General features: G+C 67.3%; 15 protein-coding genes. 6 read left to right on the top strand and 9 right to left on the bottom strand.

The window, feature by feature from the left end; genetic code table 11:
- Position 1: 1 nt before the first annotated feature.
- Positions 2-1,189, top strand: coding sequence for a heme biosynthesis protein HemY (locus CFB40_RS13260; protein ID WP_089426083.1), 1,188 nt, complete (start codon positions 2-4; stop codon positions 1,187-1,189).
- Positions 1,190-1,293: 104 nt separating this feature from the next.
- Here CFB40_RS13260 and CFB40_RS13255 read toward each other — a convergent pair whose 3' ends face one another.
- From CFB40_RS13255 to CFB40_RS13240, 4 genes are all read right to left on the bottom strand, one after another.
- A complete protein-coding gene (locus CFB40_RS13255) occupies positions 1,294-1,659 on the bottom strand; it encodes a DUF4180 domain-containing protein (RefSeq protein ID WP_089431564.1) in 366 nt (121 codons plus the stop codon).
- Between the two features lie 18 nt (positions 1,660-1,677).
- Positions 1,678-2,982: an MFS transporter gene (locus CFB40_RS13250; protein WP_089426081.1), complete on the bottom strand. Its 1,305-nt coding sequence runs from the start codon at positions 2,980-2,982 to the stop codon at positions 1,678-1,680.
- Positions 2,983-3,158: 176 nt separating this feature from the next.
- A complete protein-coding gene (locus tag CFB40_RS13245; RefSeq protein WP_089431563.1) occupies positions 3,159-3,917 on the bottom strand; it encodes an SDR family oxidoreductase in 759 nt (252 codons plus the stop codon).
- Positions 3,918-4,009: 92 nt separating this feature from the next.
- The gene (locus tag CFB40_RS13240) at positions 4,010-5,449 is read right to left on the bottom strand and encodes an aldehyde dehydrogenase family protein (RefSeq protein ID WP_089431562.1); all 1,440 of its coding nucleotides are present in this window, start codon (positions 5,447-5,449) and stop codon (positions 4,010-4,012) included.
- A 470-nt stretch (positions 5,450-5,919) separates the two neighbouring features.
- On the opposite strand from CFB40_RS13240, the gene ppa reads away from it, so the two are divergent.
- Positions 5,920-6,447 carry an inorganic diphosphatase gene (ppa, locus tag CFB40_RS13235; protein WP_011352863.1) on the top strand — a complete coding sequence of 176 codons (528 nt, stop codon included), beginning with the start codon at positions 5,920-5,922 and terminating at the stop codon, positions 6,445-6,447.
- A 54-nt stretch (positions 6,448-6,501) separates the two neighbouring features.
- Here ppa and CFB40_RS13230 read toward each other — a convergent pair whose 3' ends face one another.
- Both CFB40_RS13230 and CFB40_RS13225 read right to left on the bottom strand, forming a co-directional pair.
- On the bottom strand, positions 6,502-7,320 hold the full coding sequence (locus CFB40_RS13230; protein ID WP_089431561.1) for a GIY-YIG nuclease family protein: 819 nt from the start codon (positions 7,318-7,320) through the stop codon (positions 6,502-6,504).
- A gap of 49 nt (positions 7,321-7,369) precedes the next feature.
- A complete protein-coding gene (locus tag CFB40_RS13225) occupies positions 7,370-8,404 on the bottom strand; it encodes a helix-turn-helix transcriptional regulator (protein WP_089431560.1) in 1,035 nt (344 codons plus the stop codon).
- A 144-nt stretch (positions 8,405-8,548) separates the two neighbouring features.
- On the opposite strand from CFB40_RS13225, the gene CFB40_RS38630 reads away from it, so the two are divergent.
- Positions 8,549-8,698: a hypothetical protein gene (locus CFB40_RS38630; protein WP_179255066.1), complete on the top strand. Its 150-nt coding sequence runs from the start codon at positions 8,549-8,551 to the stop codon at positions 8,696-8,698.
- 5 nt (positions 8,699-8,703) lie between these two features.
- On the opposite strand, the gene CFB40_RS13220 is transcribed toward CFB40_RS38630, so the two are convergent.
- Complete coding sequence (locus CFB40_RS13220; protein ID WP_089431559.1) at positions 8,704-9,882, bottom strand: GNAT family N-acetyltransferase; 1,179 nt, start codon at positions 9,880-9,882, stop codon at positions 8,704-8,706.
- Between the two features lie 110 nt (positions 9,883-9,992).
- On the opposite strand from CFB40_RS13220, the gene CFB40_RS13215 reads away from it, so the two are divergent.
- Together CFB40_RS13215 and CFB40_RS13210 are read left to right on the top strand one after the other, a co-directional pair.
- Entirely contained in the window at positions 9,993-11,699 is a 1,707-nt protein-coding gene (locus CFB40_RS13215; RefSeq protein WP_089431876.1) for an NAD+ synthase, read from the top strand.
- An 83-nt stretch (positions 11,700-11,782) separates the two neighbouring features.
- Complete coding sequence (locus CFB40_RS13210) at positions 11,783-12,121, top strand: P-II family nitrogen regulator (RefSeq protein WP_006398637.1); 339 nt, start codon at positions 11,783-11,785, stop codon at positions 12,119-12,121.
- Between the two features lie 142 nt (positions 12,122-12,263).
- Here CFB40_RS13210 and CFB40_RS13205 read toward each other — a convergent pair whose 3' ends face one another.
- The gene (locus tag CFB40_RS13205) at positions 12,264-13,343 is read right to left on the bottom strand and encodes a porin (RefSeq protein WP_089426633.1); all 1,080 of its coding nucleotides are present in this window, start codon (positions 13,341-13,343) and stop codon (positions 12,264-12,266) included.
- A gap of 562 nt (positions 13,344-13,905) precedes the next feature.
- Positions 13,906-14,877, bottom strand: coding sequence for a LysR family transcriptional regulator (locus CFB40_RS13200; RefSeq protein ID WP_373452677.1), 972 nt, complete (start codon positions 14,875-14,877; stop codon positions 13,906-13,908).
- A gap of 88 nt (positions 14,878-14,965) precedes the next feature.
- On the opposite strand from CFB40_RS13200, the gene CFB40_RS13195 reads away from it, so the two are divergent.
- Positions 14,966-15,463, top strand: coding sequence for a GNAT family N-acetyltransferase (locus tag CFB40_RS13195; protein ID WP_089426075.1), 498 nt, complete (start codon positions 14,966-14,968; stop codon positions 15,461-15,463).
- The last annotated feature ends 32 nt before the right edge of the window (positions 15,464-15,495 follow it).

Here is a 15,495-nt window from a genome sequence, read left to right as displayed (position 1 = left end):
GATGACGCTTCGAGGAATCGTCTGGCTCGCGGTCCTGTTCGCGATCGCCGCGGCGCTCGCCACCGTCGGCCGTTTCGACGCGGGGCAGGTACTGCTCGTCTATCCGCCGTACCGGATCGACGTGTCGCTGAACCTGTTCGTGATCGCCATCGTCGTGCTGTTCATCGTCGTGTATGCGCTGCTGCGCATCGTGCGCAACATCTGGCGCATGCCGCAGCGGGTCGCCGCGTATCGGGCGCGCTCGCGCAACGAGAAGGCACAGGCATCGCTGCGCGACGCGATCGCGAACCTGTATGCGGGCCGCTTCTCGCGCGCGGAGAAGGCCGCGCGTGAAGCGCTGTCGGTCGATGCGAACCTGGGCGCCGCGAGTCTCGTCGGGGCCACCGCCGCGCACCGGATGCACGAGTACACGCGCCGCGACGACTGGCTGTCGAAGGTCGACGCGCCGGAATGGCAGGACGCACGGCTGCTCGCCGCGGCCGACATGCGCGCGGATGCGCGTGATGCCGACGGCGCGCTTGCCGCGCTGGCCGACCTGCAGGCGGGCGGCAAGCGCATCCATGCGCAGCAGGTCGCGCTGCGCGCGCAGCAGCAGTTGAAGAACTGGGCCGAGGTGCTGAAGCTCGCGAAAGCGCTCGAGAAGCGCGAGGCGCTGCATCCGGCGGCGGCCGTGCGGCTGCGCCAGCAGGCCGCGGAAAACCTGCTGCGCGAACGCCGGCACGACCCGGACGCGCTGCTCGAGGTGTGGCAGTCGCTGTCGCCGGCCGAGCGCCAGTCGCCGCGTCTCGCCGACCTCGCCGCCGATCTGCTCGTCCCGCTCGAGCGCCGCAACGAAGCGCGCCGCATCGTCGAGGACGCGCTCGCGCACAACTGGGATGCGCGCCTGCTGCGCCGTTATCCGGATACGGCCGGCGCCGATGCGCTGCCGCTGATCCAGAAGGCGGAAGGGTGGAAGAAGGATCACCCGGAGGATGCCGACCTGCTGTTCGCGCTCGGTCGCCTGTGCCAGCAGCAGCAGCTGTGGGGCAAGGCGCAGTCGTTCCTCGAATCGGCACTGAAGCTGGCCGACAACGAGGCGCTGAAGGTGCGTGCGCATCGCGCGCTCGCGCGGCTGTTCGAGCATCTTGGCGAAACCGACAAGGCTGCGAAGCACTACCGCGAAAGCGCGCTCGCGATTACCGTGGTCTGACGCGCTGACGCGCTGACGCGCTGCGGCGCAAACCAGCCCCGAACGCCTGGCGGCCTTCGGGGCTTTTTTTCGTCGATCGCGACGCAGCGGGCGCGCGCGGTGCGTTACGCGCCGAGCCTGCGCAGCAGGTCGTCCTCGCTCGCGACGAACCACACCGATTTCCCGCGATTTGATTCGCGCACGAGCGCGCGAAGCGCTTCGCTGCGCGCGAGCCAGCGGTCAATATCACCGACCACACCGAGCCGGACGCCGTAGTTGACGAGTTTCTGCAGCACCGCGCCCGCCAGCCCGCTATCGAGCCGGTAGAAATCCTCGTGCAGCGCGTTGGCGGGCACCGCGACCCAATCGGCCTCATGCTCGTGCGCGAGCGCGACGAGATCGAGCGCATCGCTTTCGCGCTGAACCAGGCCAGCGGCGGGATCGCGGACCAGCACACGGTGGCCGGCTGCCTGGACGATTCGGTGGAGCATGCGGGTTGGCTCCCTGCGTTACTTGTCGACCAGCCGCTTCGGCACCGACAGCGCCAGCAGTCCGCCGAGCACGAGGAACCCGGCGAGCATGTACATGCCCGAATCGTTGGCGCCCGTTACCTGCTTGAGCCAGCCCATCATGTACGGGCTGAGGAAGCCGGCGAGGTTGCCGATCGAGTTGATCATCGCGATGCCGGCCGCGGCCGCCGTGCCGCCGAGGAACGCGGTCGGCAGGCTCCAGAACAGCGGCAGCGTCGTCAGGATGCCGATCGTCGCGAGCGTGAGGCCGAGCATCGCGAGCGCGGTCTGGTGCGCCCAGATCACCGACAGCACGAGCCCGAGCGCGCCGATCGCGGCCGGGATCGCGACGTGCCAGCGGCGCTCGCGGTGCCGGTCCGCGCTGCGTGCGATCAGGATCATCGCGACCACGGCGGCCGCATACGGAATCGCCGACAGCAGGCCGATCATGAGCGTGTCGGTCACGCCCGTCGCCTTGATGATGGTCGGCAGCCAGAAGCCGACGCCGTAAAGCCCCATCACGAACGAGAAGTAGATCAGCGCCATCAGCCACACGCGCGGGCTGGCCATCACGGCGCCGAGCGGCGGGTCTTCCTTGGTGGCCTCTTCGGCAGCGACGTTGCGCGTGAGCAGCGCCTTTTCGTCGTCGGTCAGCCAGTTCGCCTTCTCGATCCGCTCGTCCAGCTTGAGGAACACGACCACGCCGACCAGCACCGACGGGATACCCTCGAGCAGGAACAGCCATTGCCAGCCGTGCCACCCGCTGATGCCGTCGAACGCCTTCAGGATGAAGCCCGAGAGCGGCCCGCCGATCACGCCGGACAGCGCGACGGCCGTCATGAAGAACGTCGTCATCCGGCCGCGCCGGTGCGCGGGATACCAGTAGGTGAGGTAGAGGATCACGCCGGGGAAGAAGCCCGCCTCGGCGACGCCGAGCAGGAAGCGCATCACGTAGAACATCGTGGGTGTCGTGACGAACATCGTCAGGATCGAGATCACGCCCCACGTCGCCATGATCCGCGCGATCCACACGCGCGCGCCGACCCTGTGCAGGATGATGTTGCTCGGCACTTCGAAGAGGAAATAGCCGAAGAAGAAGATCCCGGCGCCGAGCCCGTAGACGGTGTCGCTGAGGTTCAGGTCGCTCGCCATCTGCAGCTTCGCGAACCCGACGTTCACGCGGTCGAGATACGCGACCACGTAGCACAGCAGCAGGAGCGGCACGAGCCGCCACGACACCTTGCGGTAGGTCGCTTCCTCGAATGCGCCGGACGAGCCCGGCAGCGACTGCGTCGATGTTGCCATGTTGTCTCCTGTCGATCAAAGTTAGCGCTTTAGCGGTTACTTGGATCCCATGCACCGCTGTCCTTGTAGTTGGCCGGGGAGGGCGCAGCGGCACCCGATCCGGTTTCGTGCGAAGCAATGCGTGGATGCCGTGCCGGCCGGCGAAACCCGGCGCGGCACGCAACAGCCCGGTGCGGCTAGATGCAGCGCCCGCCGTCGACTTCGAGACAAACGCCCGTGATGAATTCAGCTTCGTCGGAGGCAAGGTAAAGCGCCGCGTTCGCGATGTCCTGCGGCGTCGAGAAGCGGCCGAGCGGGATCGTCGCGAGGAACCGGCTGCGGTTCTCGGGGGTGTCCTCGCAGCCCATGAATTCGGTCATCAACGCCGTTTCGCCGAGCACGGGGTTGATGCAGTTCACGCGGATGCGGTCGGCGCCGAGCTCGGCCGCGAGCGACTTGCTTGCGGTGATCATCGCGCCCTTCGTGCTGTTGTACCAGACGAGGCCTGGCCGCGGCCGCACGCCGGCCGTCGACGCGACGTTCACGAACACGCCGCCGCCCTGTTCGCGGAAGTACGGCACGAAGGTCTGCACGCACCAGAACAGGCTCTTCATGTTGACCGCGTACACGCGGTCGAATTCGGCTTCCGTCACGTCGAGCACCGGCTTGTTGCGGTGCGTGGTGCCGGCGTTGTTCACGACGATCTGCACCGCGTGGAAATCGTCGAGCGACGCTTGCAGCAGCGCGTGCCAGTCGTCCTGCCTCGACACGTCGCCGGCCACCGCGATGGCCTTGCCGCCCGCGAGCGCGATCTCGCTCGCGACGCGCTCGGCTGCCGCGCCATTCAGGTCGTTGACGACGACGTTCGCGCCTTCGCGCGCATAGGTCTTCGCGATGCCTTCGCCGAATCCCGAGCCGCCGCCCGTGACGATTGCCGTCTTGCCGCTCAACCGCATGGTGTGTCTCCTGTGCTGGATATGAGTGTCGTCGTGCTTCGGCACGCAGCCCGGTGCTGCCGGCCGCGTGCCAGGTGCTGCATGCGGCGCGGTCAGCCGTGCCGGATCGCGATCGTCTTCAGCGTGGTGAAGCCGTACAGTGCCTCGAAGCCTTTCTCGCGGCCATGTCCCGAGTGGCCGACGCCGCCGAACGGCAGCTCGACGCCGCCGCCCGCGCCGTAGTTGTTGATGAACACCTGGCCCGCCCGCAGGCGCCGCGCGAGCCGCATCTGGCGTGCGCCGTCGCGCGTCCAGATGCCCGCGACGAGGCCGTACGGCGTGCCGTTCGCCAGCGCGACGGCTTCGTCCTCGTCGACGAAACGCATCGCGGCGAGCACGGGGCCGAACACCTCTTCCTGCGCGAGCCGGTGCGACGGCGGCACGTCGCGCAGCAGCGCGGGCGCCTGGTAGAAGCCGCTTTCGGGCGCGTCGGCGACGACCTGCCCGTGCGCGGCCATCGGAATGCCGTCGTGCTGCGCGTCGGACAGGAAATCCCACACGCGCTGTTGCTGCTTCGCGTTGATCAGCGGGCCGCAGTCGAGGTCGGCGCGGCTCGGGCCGACGCGCAGCCCGTTGAACGCGGTGGCAAGCCGCTCGACGAGCGGCTCGTACACCGCGCGCTCGATCAGCACGCGGCTGCCGGCCGAACAGGTCTGCCCGCTGTTCTGCACGATCGCGGACACGAGCACGGGCAGCGCCGCTTCGAGATCGGCGTCGGCGAACACGATCTGCGGCGATTTGCCGCCGAGTTCGAGCGTGACGGGTACGTGGTTCTCGGCCGCCATCTGCGTGACCAGCTTGCCGGTGGCCGGCGATCCCGTGAACGAGATGTGGTCGATGCCGGGATGGCGTGCGAGCGCGGCGCCGGCTTCATGGCCGTAGCCGGTGACGATGTTCAGCGCACCGGCCGGCAGCCCGGCCTCGATGGCCAGCTCGGCGACGCGCAGCAACGACAGGCACGCATCCTCGGCCGGCTTGACGACGCAGGCGTTGCCGGCCGCGAGCGCGGCGCCGACGCTGCGCCCGAAGATCTGCATCGGGTAGTTCCACGGCACGATGTGGCCCGTGACGCCGTGCGGCTCGCGCACCGTCAGCACCGTGTAGCCGGCTTGATAGGGGAGGGTTTCGCCGTGCAGCTTGTCGGCGGCGCCTGCGTAGAACTCGAAGTAGCGCGCGAGCGCGGCTGCGTCGGCGCGCGCCTGTTTCAGCGGCTTGCCGGTGTCGCGCGCTTCGATCGCGGCGAGTTCCTCGATCGACGCGGCGACACGCGCCGACAGGCGCATCAGCACGCGGCCGCGCTCGGCGGCGCTGGCGGCGCCCCACGGGCCCGCGAATGCGTCGCGGGCCGCGGCGACCGCGCGCTCGATGTCGGGCGCCGTGCCGCGGGCGATCGACGCGAACGGCTGGCCGTCGGAGGGATCGACGACCGCGATGGTTTCCAGTTGCGCGGGCAGCGTCCATTCGCCCGCGATGAAGTGCTTCGCCTCTTCCATGCCAGCTCCTGTCGACCCGAGTTAGCGCTTTAGCGCTTACTCGGATCCCATGCTTCGCGGTCGACCCGAGTTAGCGCTTTAGCGCTTACTCGGATCCCATGCTTCGCGGTCGACCCGAGTTAGCGCTTTAGCGCTCACCCGGGTCCCATGCTTCGCGGTCGACCCGAGTTGGCACTTCAGCGCTCACCCGGGTCCCATGCTTCGCGGTCGACCCGAGTTAGCGCCTCAGCGCTCACCCAGGCCCCATGTTTTGCGGTCGGCCGGCGATAGCGCTTCAACCGCCGACACCGATTCCACGTCACGCGGCCAATGATTCAACGGCCGGGCATCCGGAACGATTATCGGCCGATCGTCATCCGGACGCCACCGGTCGATTGGCTATAATGGCGCATTCCCTTGCGGGACGCCTGCGGCGATGCATCGGCCGCGGCGCCCTGTCCCGAATTCCCATCGACCTACAGAGAGTGCTCATGAGCTTCAATCATGTTCCGGCCGGCAAGGACCTGCCGCAAGATTTCAACGTGATCATCGAGATTCCCGCGCAAAGCGATCCGGTGAAGTACGAGGCGGACAAGGAACTGGGCCTTCTCGTCGTCGACCGCTTCATCGGCACGGGCATGCGCTATCCGGTGAACTACGGCTACATCCCGCAGACGCTGTCGGGCGACGGCGATCCGGTCGACGTGCTCGTGATCACGCCGTTCCCGCTGCTGGCGGGCTCGATCGTGCGTTCGCGCGTGCTCGGCATGCTGCAGATGACCGACGAGTCGGGCGTCGACGCGAAGCTGGTCGCGGTGCCGCACGACAAGGTCTGCCCGATGACGGCCAACCTGAAGTCGATCGACGACGTGCCCGAGTACCTGAAGGACCAGATCAAGCACTTCTTCGAGCAATACAAGGCGCTCGAGAAGGGCAAGTGGGTGAAGGTCGAAGGCTGGGCCGGCATCGAAGCCGCGCACAAGGAAATCACCGACGGCGCAGCGAACTACAAGAAGTAAGCGGCGCACCGGCCGACGGCCGGTTCGTGCGAAACGCCAACCGCGCGTGTCTCCTCAGGAGGCCGCGCGGTTTTGTTTTGTGCGTTGGGGTCGCTTGCGTGCGGCGGCGGGTACGGCCGCGGGCGACGGGGCGGTGGACGGCGCGTCCTTCGTGCGCTTCGCGCGGCGAGGGACAACGGGAGCGGCTGGCGCTTCGGCGGCTTGGGTAGCAGCCGCGCGGCGGCGGGCCGGTGCGGGCGCGGCATCTTCGCGTCCGGTCGTGATGAGTTTGCCGCTGGCTGCAGGCGCCTTTCCTTTCGACGAAGCGGGTGCGGCCGGCTTGTCCTTTTTTACCGGTGTGCCGCGCGATGAAGTCTTTTTTGCGACCCCATCGTTGTCGGGCTTCTTGCGCTGTGCGACCGGGGCGGCTTTTGTCGCCTTGGGAGACTTGGCGGCTTTTGCAGGCTTGTCGACCTTTTCGGCTTTCCCGGCCTTTCCGGCCTTCTTCGGGCTTTTGCCCGTCTCGACCGTCTTGTCCGCACGATCGACGTTCTTCGCCTTCTTCCGCCCGCGCGCACCAGCCTTCAACCCGGCCTCGTCACCGCTGGTATCGACGGCCACGACGGCCGGCAGCACCGACTCCAGCGTCCGCAACCCGGCCGCCAGTTCCCGCTTCTGCACCGCCGTGAGCTGCTTCACCCAGTACTCGGCGCGCGACGCGCTCGACCGGTCGGGCAGTGGAAACGACGCGAGCACCGCACGCGGCTTGCGCGAGCGCGTATAGCGCGCGCCCTTGCCGGAGGCGTGTTCGTCGAAGCGCGCGGCAACGTCGGTCGTGATGCCCGTATAGACGCTGTCGTCGGCGCATTCGATCAGATACAGAAACCAGGACATGGCAGGGCGGCAGGATGCAAAGCCGCCAGTGTCTCAGAAAAAGCGCTCGTCAACGCCACCGCTCGCCGTGCCCGTCGCGAAAGCGGCTCGGCGCCGCGCCGAGTTCGCGCGTGAAGAAGCGCGTGAACGCGCTCGTCGAACGGAAGCCGACCCGCGCGCCGATCTCGCCGATCGGCAGTTGCGTATTCAGCAGCAGGTCGCGCGCTTCACCGAGCCGTGCCTGCGCGACGAGCGCGTGAAACCCGACCGCTTCGCGATGCAGCCGCCGGCGCAGTGTCCAGCGCGACATCGCGAAGCGCGCGCAGACGTGCTCCATCAGCGTGTCGGACGGCACGTCGGCGTCGTCGGACGTGCGCAGCCAGTCGCGCACGCATTGCTCGACCGACGCGCCGAACGTCGAGCGGGCGCGCACGCGCTCGCGCGCGGCGTCGGCCGCCTGACGCTGGATGTCCGCGAGCGGCGCGTTGTAGCACTCGAACGGCGTGTCGAAGCGCGCGGAGCGCAGCACGACGCGGTTGCATGCGGCATCGAACGACACCGTCGCGCTGAGGAGATCGCGCAACGCGGCCGTCGGCGCGAACGCGCGGCCCGCGAACCCGGCTTCGTCGATCCGCACCTGCGGATCGTACAGGCGCGCGAGCGCGACGAGGATCGCGAAATTTGCGAACGCGCTGCTGGCGGGCCTTCCGTCACCTTCGTTCACGTACTCGAGTGCGATCGCGTCGCCTGTCTCATGCGCGAAAAGCCAGTCGACGTTGCCGATCAGTTCGCGGTAGCGCAGGTAGCCGTGCAGCGCGTCGCGCAGCGTCGCGGCGTTGCAGGTGACGCCCGCGAGTTCGGGGAATGGTGCGAGCCACGGCACGACCTGCGGCGGCGGCCGATGCCAGGACAACGGCCAGTCGCTCATCAGCCGCATCGCGGCGACGTGCCGATCGCCGGGGATGCGCCGCGCGTCGTCGGCGAGATCGGCCGCGCCGATGCCGAGCGTCGCATACAGCGGCGCGACGTCGAAGCCGTTGCGGCGCATGTCGTCGAGCGCCTGTCGGTAGACCCGGACGGATACCGATTTCTGTCGTAACTCCATGTCTCTCTCCATGACCTTCGGGTTGCCCCCGCTGCGAGAGGTCAGGTACTGCTCCTGCCGGTCAAGCATGGTGACCGGTCGATTTTTTTAAACTGGGACGCTGGAGTGGGATGACAAGTACAACAGATCGATTCAGGCGGATCAATGAAAACTTCGCTGTTCCGGCGTTCGACGATGGCGTGCGCGTGGGCGATCGAGGCGGTGCCGGCGACGGTGACGCTCGCCGCGCACCGGGCCGAAGGGGGCGTGCGGCATGCGGCGAAGCCGGCCATCGTCGCATGCCGGGGCCCTTGATGACGTTACTGGCCGCCGCGCCGGAACGGATCGTGTTCGCGCAGCTCGTCGACGTACGCGTGGATATGCTCGGTCTCGCGTTCGAGAAAGCGTGCGACCGCGTCCGAGAACGCCGGGTGCGCGAGCCAGTGCGCGGAGTGCGTGACGGTCGGCAGGAAGCCGCGCGCGAGCTTGTGTTCGCCCTGTGCGCCGCCTTCGAACGTATCGAGTCCGGCCTCGATGCAGAATTCGAGCAACTGGTAATAAGCCGTTTCGAAATGCAGGCAGGGCACGTGTTCGAGCGCGCCCCAATAGCGGCCATACAGCGTGCCGCCGCCGTTTTCGCCGCGCCGGTAGACGGCGAGCGCACTCGCGATCGGCTGCCCGCCGGCTTCCGCGATCACGAGCAGCAGGTTCTCGGGCATCGTCGCGCCGATCGTGCGGAAGAAGTCGAGATTCAGGTACGGGCTGGAATAGTGTTCGCGATAGGTCTGCCGGTAGCAGCGCGAGAAGAAACGCCAGTCGGCGTCGGTGATCTGGTCGCCGGTGAGCCGCCGGAACGTCACGCCCGCGTCGTGCACCTTGCGCCGCTCGGCACGGATGTTCTTGCGCTTCTTCTGCTCGAGCGTGCCGAGGAAATCGTCGAAGTGGCGGTAGTCGTCGTTGATCCAGTGGAACTGCACGCCTTCGCGCAGCATCATCCCCATCGATTCGAGGAGCGCCGCTTCGTCGCCGGTCGGGAACAGCACGTGCAGCGACGACACGTCGCTCTGCTCGGCGAACGCGAGCAGCGTGGCCGCGAGCCGGCGGCGCGCGTCGTCGTCGGCCGCGAGCAGGCGCGTGCCCTGCACGGGCGTGAACGGCACCGCGCACAGCAGCTTCGGGTAGTAGGGCAGGTCGTTGCGCTGGTACGCGTCGGCCCACGCCCAGTCGAACACGTATTCGCCGTATGAATGCTGTTTCGCGTACACCGGCGCGGCGGCCGCGAGGCGGCCGGTGCGCTCGTCGGTCAGCGTGACGAAGTGCGGCGACCAGCCGGTGTCGTCGACCGCGCAGCGCGCGACGTGCAGCGCGTCGAGGAATTCGTGGCGCAGGAAGGGCGTCGGCTGCGCGTCGCGGGCGAGCAGCGCGTTCCATTCTTCGGCCGGCACCTCCGCGGGGGACGACAGGATGCCCGTGCGATAATCGATGCGTTCGTGTTTCAAGCGTGAATCCGTACCGTTCTGTGTCGCCGGATGCGCGGGCCTGCGCGGCCTGCACCGGGACGATTTCGTCAGCCGTTCAGGGCGCGCCGCCGGGCTGCGCCGATCCCGCCATGAAGACCCGACTCGCTCTCGCCCAGATCAACGTCACCGTCGGCGACTTCGCCGGCAACGTCGCGCGAATCGTCGCGGCCGCCCGCGCCGCGCACAACGATGGTGCGCAGCTGATGGTCGCGCCGGAACTCGCGCTGTCCGGCTATCCGCCGGAAGACCTGCTGCTGCGGCCCGCGTTCTACGCGGCGGCCGCCGCGGCACTCGACGCGCTAGCCGACGCGTTGAAAGCATTCGACGGGCTCGCGGTGCTGGTCGGCCATCCGCTGCGCGGCGCGGGCGAAGGCGCGCACGCGCCAGCCGTCGATGGTAATGCAAACCGCCCGATCGAGCGCGGCGTGCCGCCCACCGATACCTATAACGCGGTTTCCCTGATCGTCGGCGGCGAGATCGTCGGCACCTATCGCAAGCAGGATCTGCCGAACGCCGAGGTGTTCGACGAGAAGCGCTACTTCGCGACCGACGCCGAGCCGCTCGTGTTCGAGCTGAACGGCGTGAAATACGGCGTGATCATCTGCGAGGATGCGTGGCACGCGTCGGCCGCGCAGATCGCGAAGGCGGCCGGCGCGCAGGTGCTGCTGATCCCGAACGGCTCGCCGTACCACATGAACAAGGAAGCGGTGCGCTTCGACATCCTGCGCGCGCGGATTCGCGAAACCGGGCTGCCGATGGTGTACGTGAACCTCGTCGGCGGCCAGGACGAGCTCGTGTTCGACGGCGGCTCGTTCGTGCTCGACGCGCAGGGCGCGCTCGTCGCGAAGATGCCGCAGTTCGACGAAGGGCACGCGATCGTCGAATTCGACGGCGCGCGGCCGCTGCCGGGCGCGATTGCGCCCGAGCTGTCGACGCACGCGCAGGTGTACCGCGCGCTCGTGACGGGCGTGCGCGACTACATCGGCAAGAACGGCTTTCCGGGCGTGCTGATCGGGCTGTCGGGCGGCGTCGATTCGGCCCTGGTGCTGGCCGTCGCATGCGATGCGCTCGGGCCGGAGCGCGTGCGCGCGGTGATGATGCCGTCGCGCTTCACGGCCGACATCTCGACTACCGATGCGGCGGAGATGGCGTGGCGCGTCGGCGTGCGCTACGACGAGATCGCGATCGCGCCGATGTTCGATGCGTTCCGCGCAGCGCTCGCGGGCGAGTTCGCGGGCCGCGCGGAAGACGCGACGGAGGAGAACATCCAGGCGCGCATTCGCGGCACGCTGCTGATGGCGCTGTCGAACAAGTTCGGCTCGATCGTGCTGACGACCGGCAACAAGAGCGAGATGGCGGTCGGCTACTGCACGCTGTACGGCGACATGGCCGGCGGGTTCGCGGTGATCAAGGACATCGCGAAGACGCTCGTGTACCGGCTGTGCCGCTATCGCAACGAAACGGCCGACTACCCGCTGCGCGACGTGATCCCGGAGCGGATCCTCACGCGCGCGCCGTCGGCCGAGCTGCGCGAGAACCAGACCGACCAGGACAGCCTGCCGCCGTACGACGTGCTCGACGCGATCATGCGGATGTACATGGAAGAGGATCGGCCGCTCGCCGAGATCGTCGCGGCCGGTTATGCGCAGGCCGACGTCGAGCGCGTGACGCGGCTCATCAAGATCAACGAATACAAGCGCCGCCAGGCGCCGATCGGCATCCGCGTCACGCATCGCGCGTTCGGGCGCGACTGGCGCTACCCGATCACGTCACGGTTTACCGAACGGCTCGATTGAGCGGTGCTGGGCCGCGTGCGGCTCGCAGGCTTACAATCGGGGTCGCGATTTTGCATCCAAACGAGCATTGGGGGACAACCACCATGAAACGCATCACTGCCATCATCAAGCCGTTCAAGCTGGACGAAGTCCGCGAAGCGCTCGCCGAAGTGGGTCTCACGGGCCTGACCGTGACGGAAGTGAAGGGCTTCGGCCGCCAGAAGGGCCATACCGAGCTGTATCGCGGCGCCGAATACGTCGTCGACTTCCTGCCGAAGATGAAGATCGAGGTGGTCGTCGCGGAAGCGCAGGTCGACCAGGTGATCGACGCGGTGATCGGCGCGGCCCGCACCGGCAAGATCGGCGACGGCAAGATCTTCGTGTCGGATGTCGAGCGCGTGATCCGCATCCGCACCGGCGAAGAGAACGAAGCGGCCGTCTGAGCGCCGCCTTCGTCGAAGGCCGCACAAAGCCGGCCCGCCAATAAAAAACGGTGCGATACCCGGTTGGGTACCGCACCGATACGCGCCTCTCGCAGCAGCGTGGAAAACGTCGTTGAATCGATTCTTTGAGAACGGCGCCTGATCAGAACAGGTGCTGGATACCGGCGTAGACGCCGGTCTGGCTGCCGCCGAATTTCGGATTGCCGGTAGAGACGTCGGTACCCGCGCCGTTGGCGTTCAGGCCGAAGTTCGCGGTCTTGCTGTTGCGTACCGTTGCGACCTGCAGGTCGAACAGCGTGCGCTTCGAGATGTTGTACGAACCGCCGACCGTGTAGATGTTCGCGTTGCCGCCACCGTGGTTCGCGTTCACGTGGTACACGGCCGCGATCAGCGCCGCTGCCGGCGTCGCTTGCCACGTCACGCCGCCCCAGACTTGCTGGGTACCCGTCACGCCGTTGTTGACGGCCGGGCCGCCGCTGCCGTCCGCGTGCGATGCCTGGTAAGCCGCTTGCACCTTGAACTGGCCGAGGAATACGTTCACGCCCGCGAAGTATTCGCGCGAGTATTTGAACACGTCCGAGAAGCGGCCGTTGCTGTCGCGCGTTTCGTCGTAGATGCCGCGCAACTGGAACAGCGAGTTCGTATAGGTGATCTGGGCACCGGCAGCGCGACCATCCTTGGTCGAATCGGTGTTGCCGTTGAAGCTGGTCGAGTTCGAGAAAGAGAACTGGCCGTAGAAGTCGAGGCCGTAGAGCGACGGCGACTGGTACGACACGTTGTTGCTGGTCTTGTTCCAGTTGCGGCCGCGCACCAGCGATGCCGTCGACCAGGCCGACTGGCCGAACGGGTCGAAGTCCCACACGCCGTTGGCGATCGCGAGCTCGCGACCCAACAGCAGCGTACCGTAGCGGTCGTTGGAGATGCCGACCGTCGCATAACGATCCCAGATCGAGCCGCTGAAGCCGCCCGTCATCGTGTTGAACGCGCCTTCGAGGTGGAACAGGATCTTGTTGCCGCCGCCGATGTCCTCGGTGCCCTTCAAGCCCCAGAGGCTCGTGCCCCAGTCGCCGCTTTCCGCGCGCACTTGGTGGCCGTTTTGCAGGCCGTTCATGTACTCGATGCCGGCATCCAGGCGGCCATACAGCGTGACGCTGCTCTGCGCGTGCGCCGTCACCACCCCAGCAGCCATCAGCGCGGCCGCGACCAAAGCTTTCTTCATCATCTCCTCCATACCCTGTCAAAAAGTCAACCCAGACTGCACGAGATGCCCGGAGCGCGAGCGCCGGGCAAAAGCGGGATAACCAGGGAGACCTCGTGCAGGGCCGGTAAGCGCGGCACGCGGGCAAGCGGACGGAAAACCGTTGAGCGGTCCCGCGCAGCCGGGTCGGCCTGCGGGGTCTCCTTGTAGTGTCGTGAAGCTAAACTACATTTCACGAACTTCGTTTTGCTACTTTGGTTACTAATTTAGCAAAAATACAATTTTGTGGCGATGGAAATCGTTGTTTGACTAACACGTGTCGCCAAATTGCCATGCAACACGGTGGGCAACAGGGGCGCCAAGGGTTTGCAATTAACGGAAAACCCTTGTCCCGCAAGGGAGACACGAGTTTTGCAAACAGGGGTCAAGGATTGCCACTATTGACGCTGCGAGGGCGCGGGCGTAAGCGTCGGACGCGAGAAATTGGTAAGTATTTCGTAATGAATGGATGGCTGCCGGAGAGGGCCGGCGGGTGCGTGAAACGCTTGTCCGTCAACGCCCGGCGCGAGGTACCAACCTGTGTCGGTCAGGCAGCGGCGGGCCTTGCGTCGAGCAACTGCGCGCGAATCCAGCGATGCGCATCGGTGCGCGCATGCTTCGCGTGCGAGTAGACCTTCACGGTGTAGCGCGGAATCTCGAACGGCGCCGGAAAGAGGCGGATCGGCGCCGCGTGCCGCAACGCCTGCGCGGCGCGGTTCGGCACCGTCATCAGCAGCGCGGATTCCGCGATCACGAACGGCGCGGCCAGCACCGTCGGCAACTGCACGGCGACCTGCCGCGCGAGGCCGAGCCGTTCGAGCACATGGTCGACGACGCCACGCGACTCGTTCCACGGCGTGACGACCACGTGGCGTGCGGCCAGGTACTGGTCGAGCGTCAGGCGCCGGCGAATCTCCGGATGCGTGGCGCTTGCAATCACGACGTAGTCGTCGGAGAACCAGTCGAAATCCTCGATGCCCGGCGCGTCGGCCGCCGATTCCTCGTGGTAGCCGAGCGCGAAATCGATACGGCCGGCCGCGAGTTCGTCGACGGAGATCTTTCGGTCGGAGTGCACGACGCGGATCCGCAATTGCGGCGCGACATGCTGGATGCGGGCGAGAAACGCCGGCAGCACGGCGAATGCCGTGTAGTCGGTCGCCGCGAACACGAACGTGCGGTCGCTTTGCGCAGGATCGAAGCGGCGTGCGCGGGCGAGCCCCTTCGACATCGTGTCGAGCGCGTCGCCGGCCCAGGCGGCGATGTCGTCGGCGCGCACGGTCGGCTGCATCTCGTTGCCGAGGCGCACGAACAGCGCGTCGCCGATCGCGTCGCGCAGCCGCGCGAGCGCGTGGCTCAACGCGGACGGGCTCAACGCGAGCTCGTGCGCGGCCGCGGCGACGGACCGGTGGCGATACAGCGCATCGAACACGAGCAGCAGGTTCAGGTCGAGGCGGCGCAGATCGGGATGCATCATGTTCAGGTCCGGATGAAGAAACTGCACTTCCTGCAGGAGCAGCATGAACGTAGCATGACGCTCTGATGGGTGCCAGCGCGGCTGCGCGGCATCGTTTCCCGTTACAAGCCAGGGCCGGAGGAGGGCTCAACCCGTGCAAATCGACATCCGTTCCGCCACCGTCGCCGACGTGCCGCAGATCCTGCGTTTCATCACCGAGCTGGCCATCTACGAGAAGGCGGAACACGAAGTGATCGCGACGCCCGCGTCGCTCGAGCGCAGCCTGTTCGGCGAGGGATCGCCGGCGCGCGCGCTGATGTGCGAGGTCGACGGCGAGCCGGCCGGCTTCGCCGTGTATTTCTTCTCGTATTCGACGTGGCTGGCCCGGCAGGGGCTGTATCTCGAGGATCTGTACGTGTCGCCGCGCTTTCGCGGCGCGGGCGCCGGGCTGCGGCTCCTGAAGGCGCTCGCGCGGATCGCGGTCGAGTCGGGCTGCGGGCGTTTCGAATGGAGCGTGCTCGACTGGAACGAGCCGGCGATCCGCTTCTACGAGAGTGTCGGCGCGGCGCCGCAGAGCGAATGGGTGCGCTACCGACTCGCAGGCGACGAACTGCGTGCGTTCGCCGACGCCGCGCCGGTCGACGCCGCCTAACGCCGCGTCAATGCAAAACGGGCGCCGCGCGG

The organism is Burkholderia sp. AU31652 (assembly GCF_002223155.1).
GTDB lineage: Bacteria > Pseudomonadota > Gammaproteobacteria > Burkholderiales > Burkholderiaceae > Burkholderia.
Note: the sequence above shows the minus strand (reverse complement) of the source record. Positions and strands in the feature narration are given on the sequence as shown.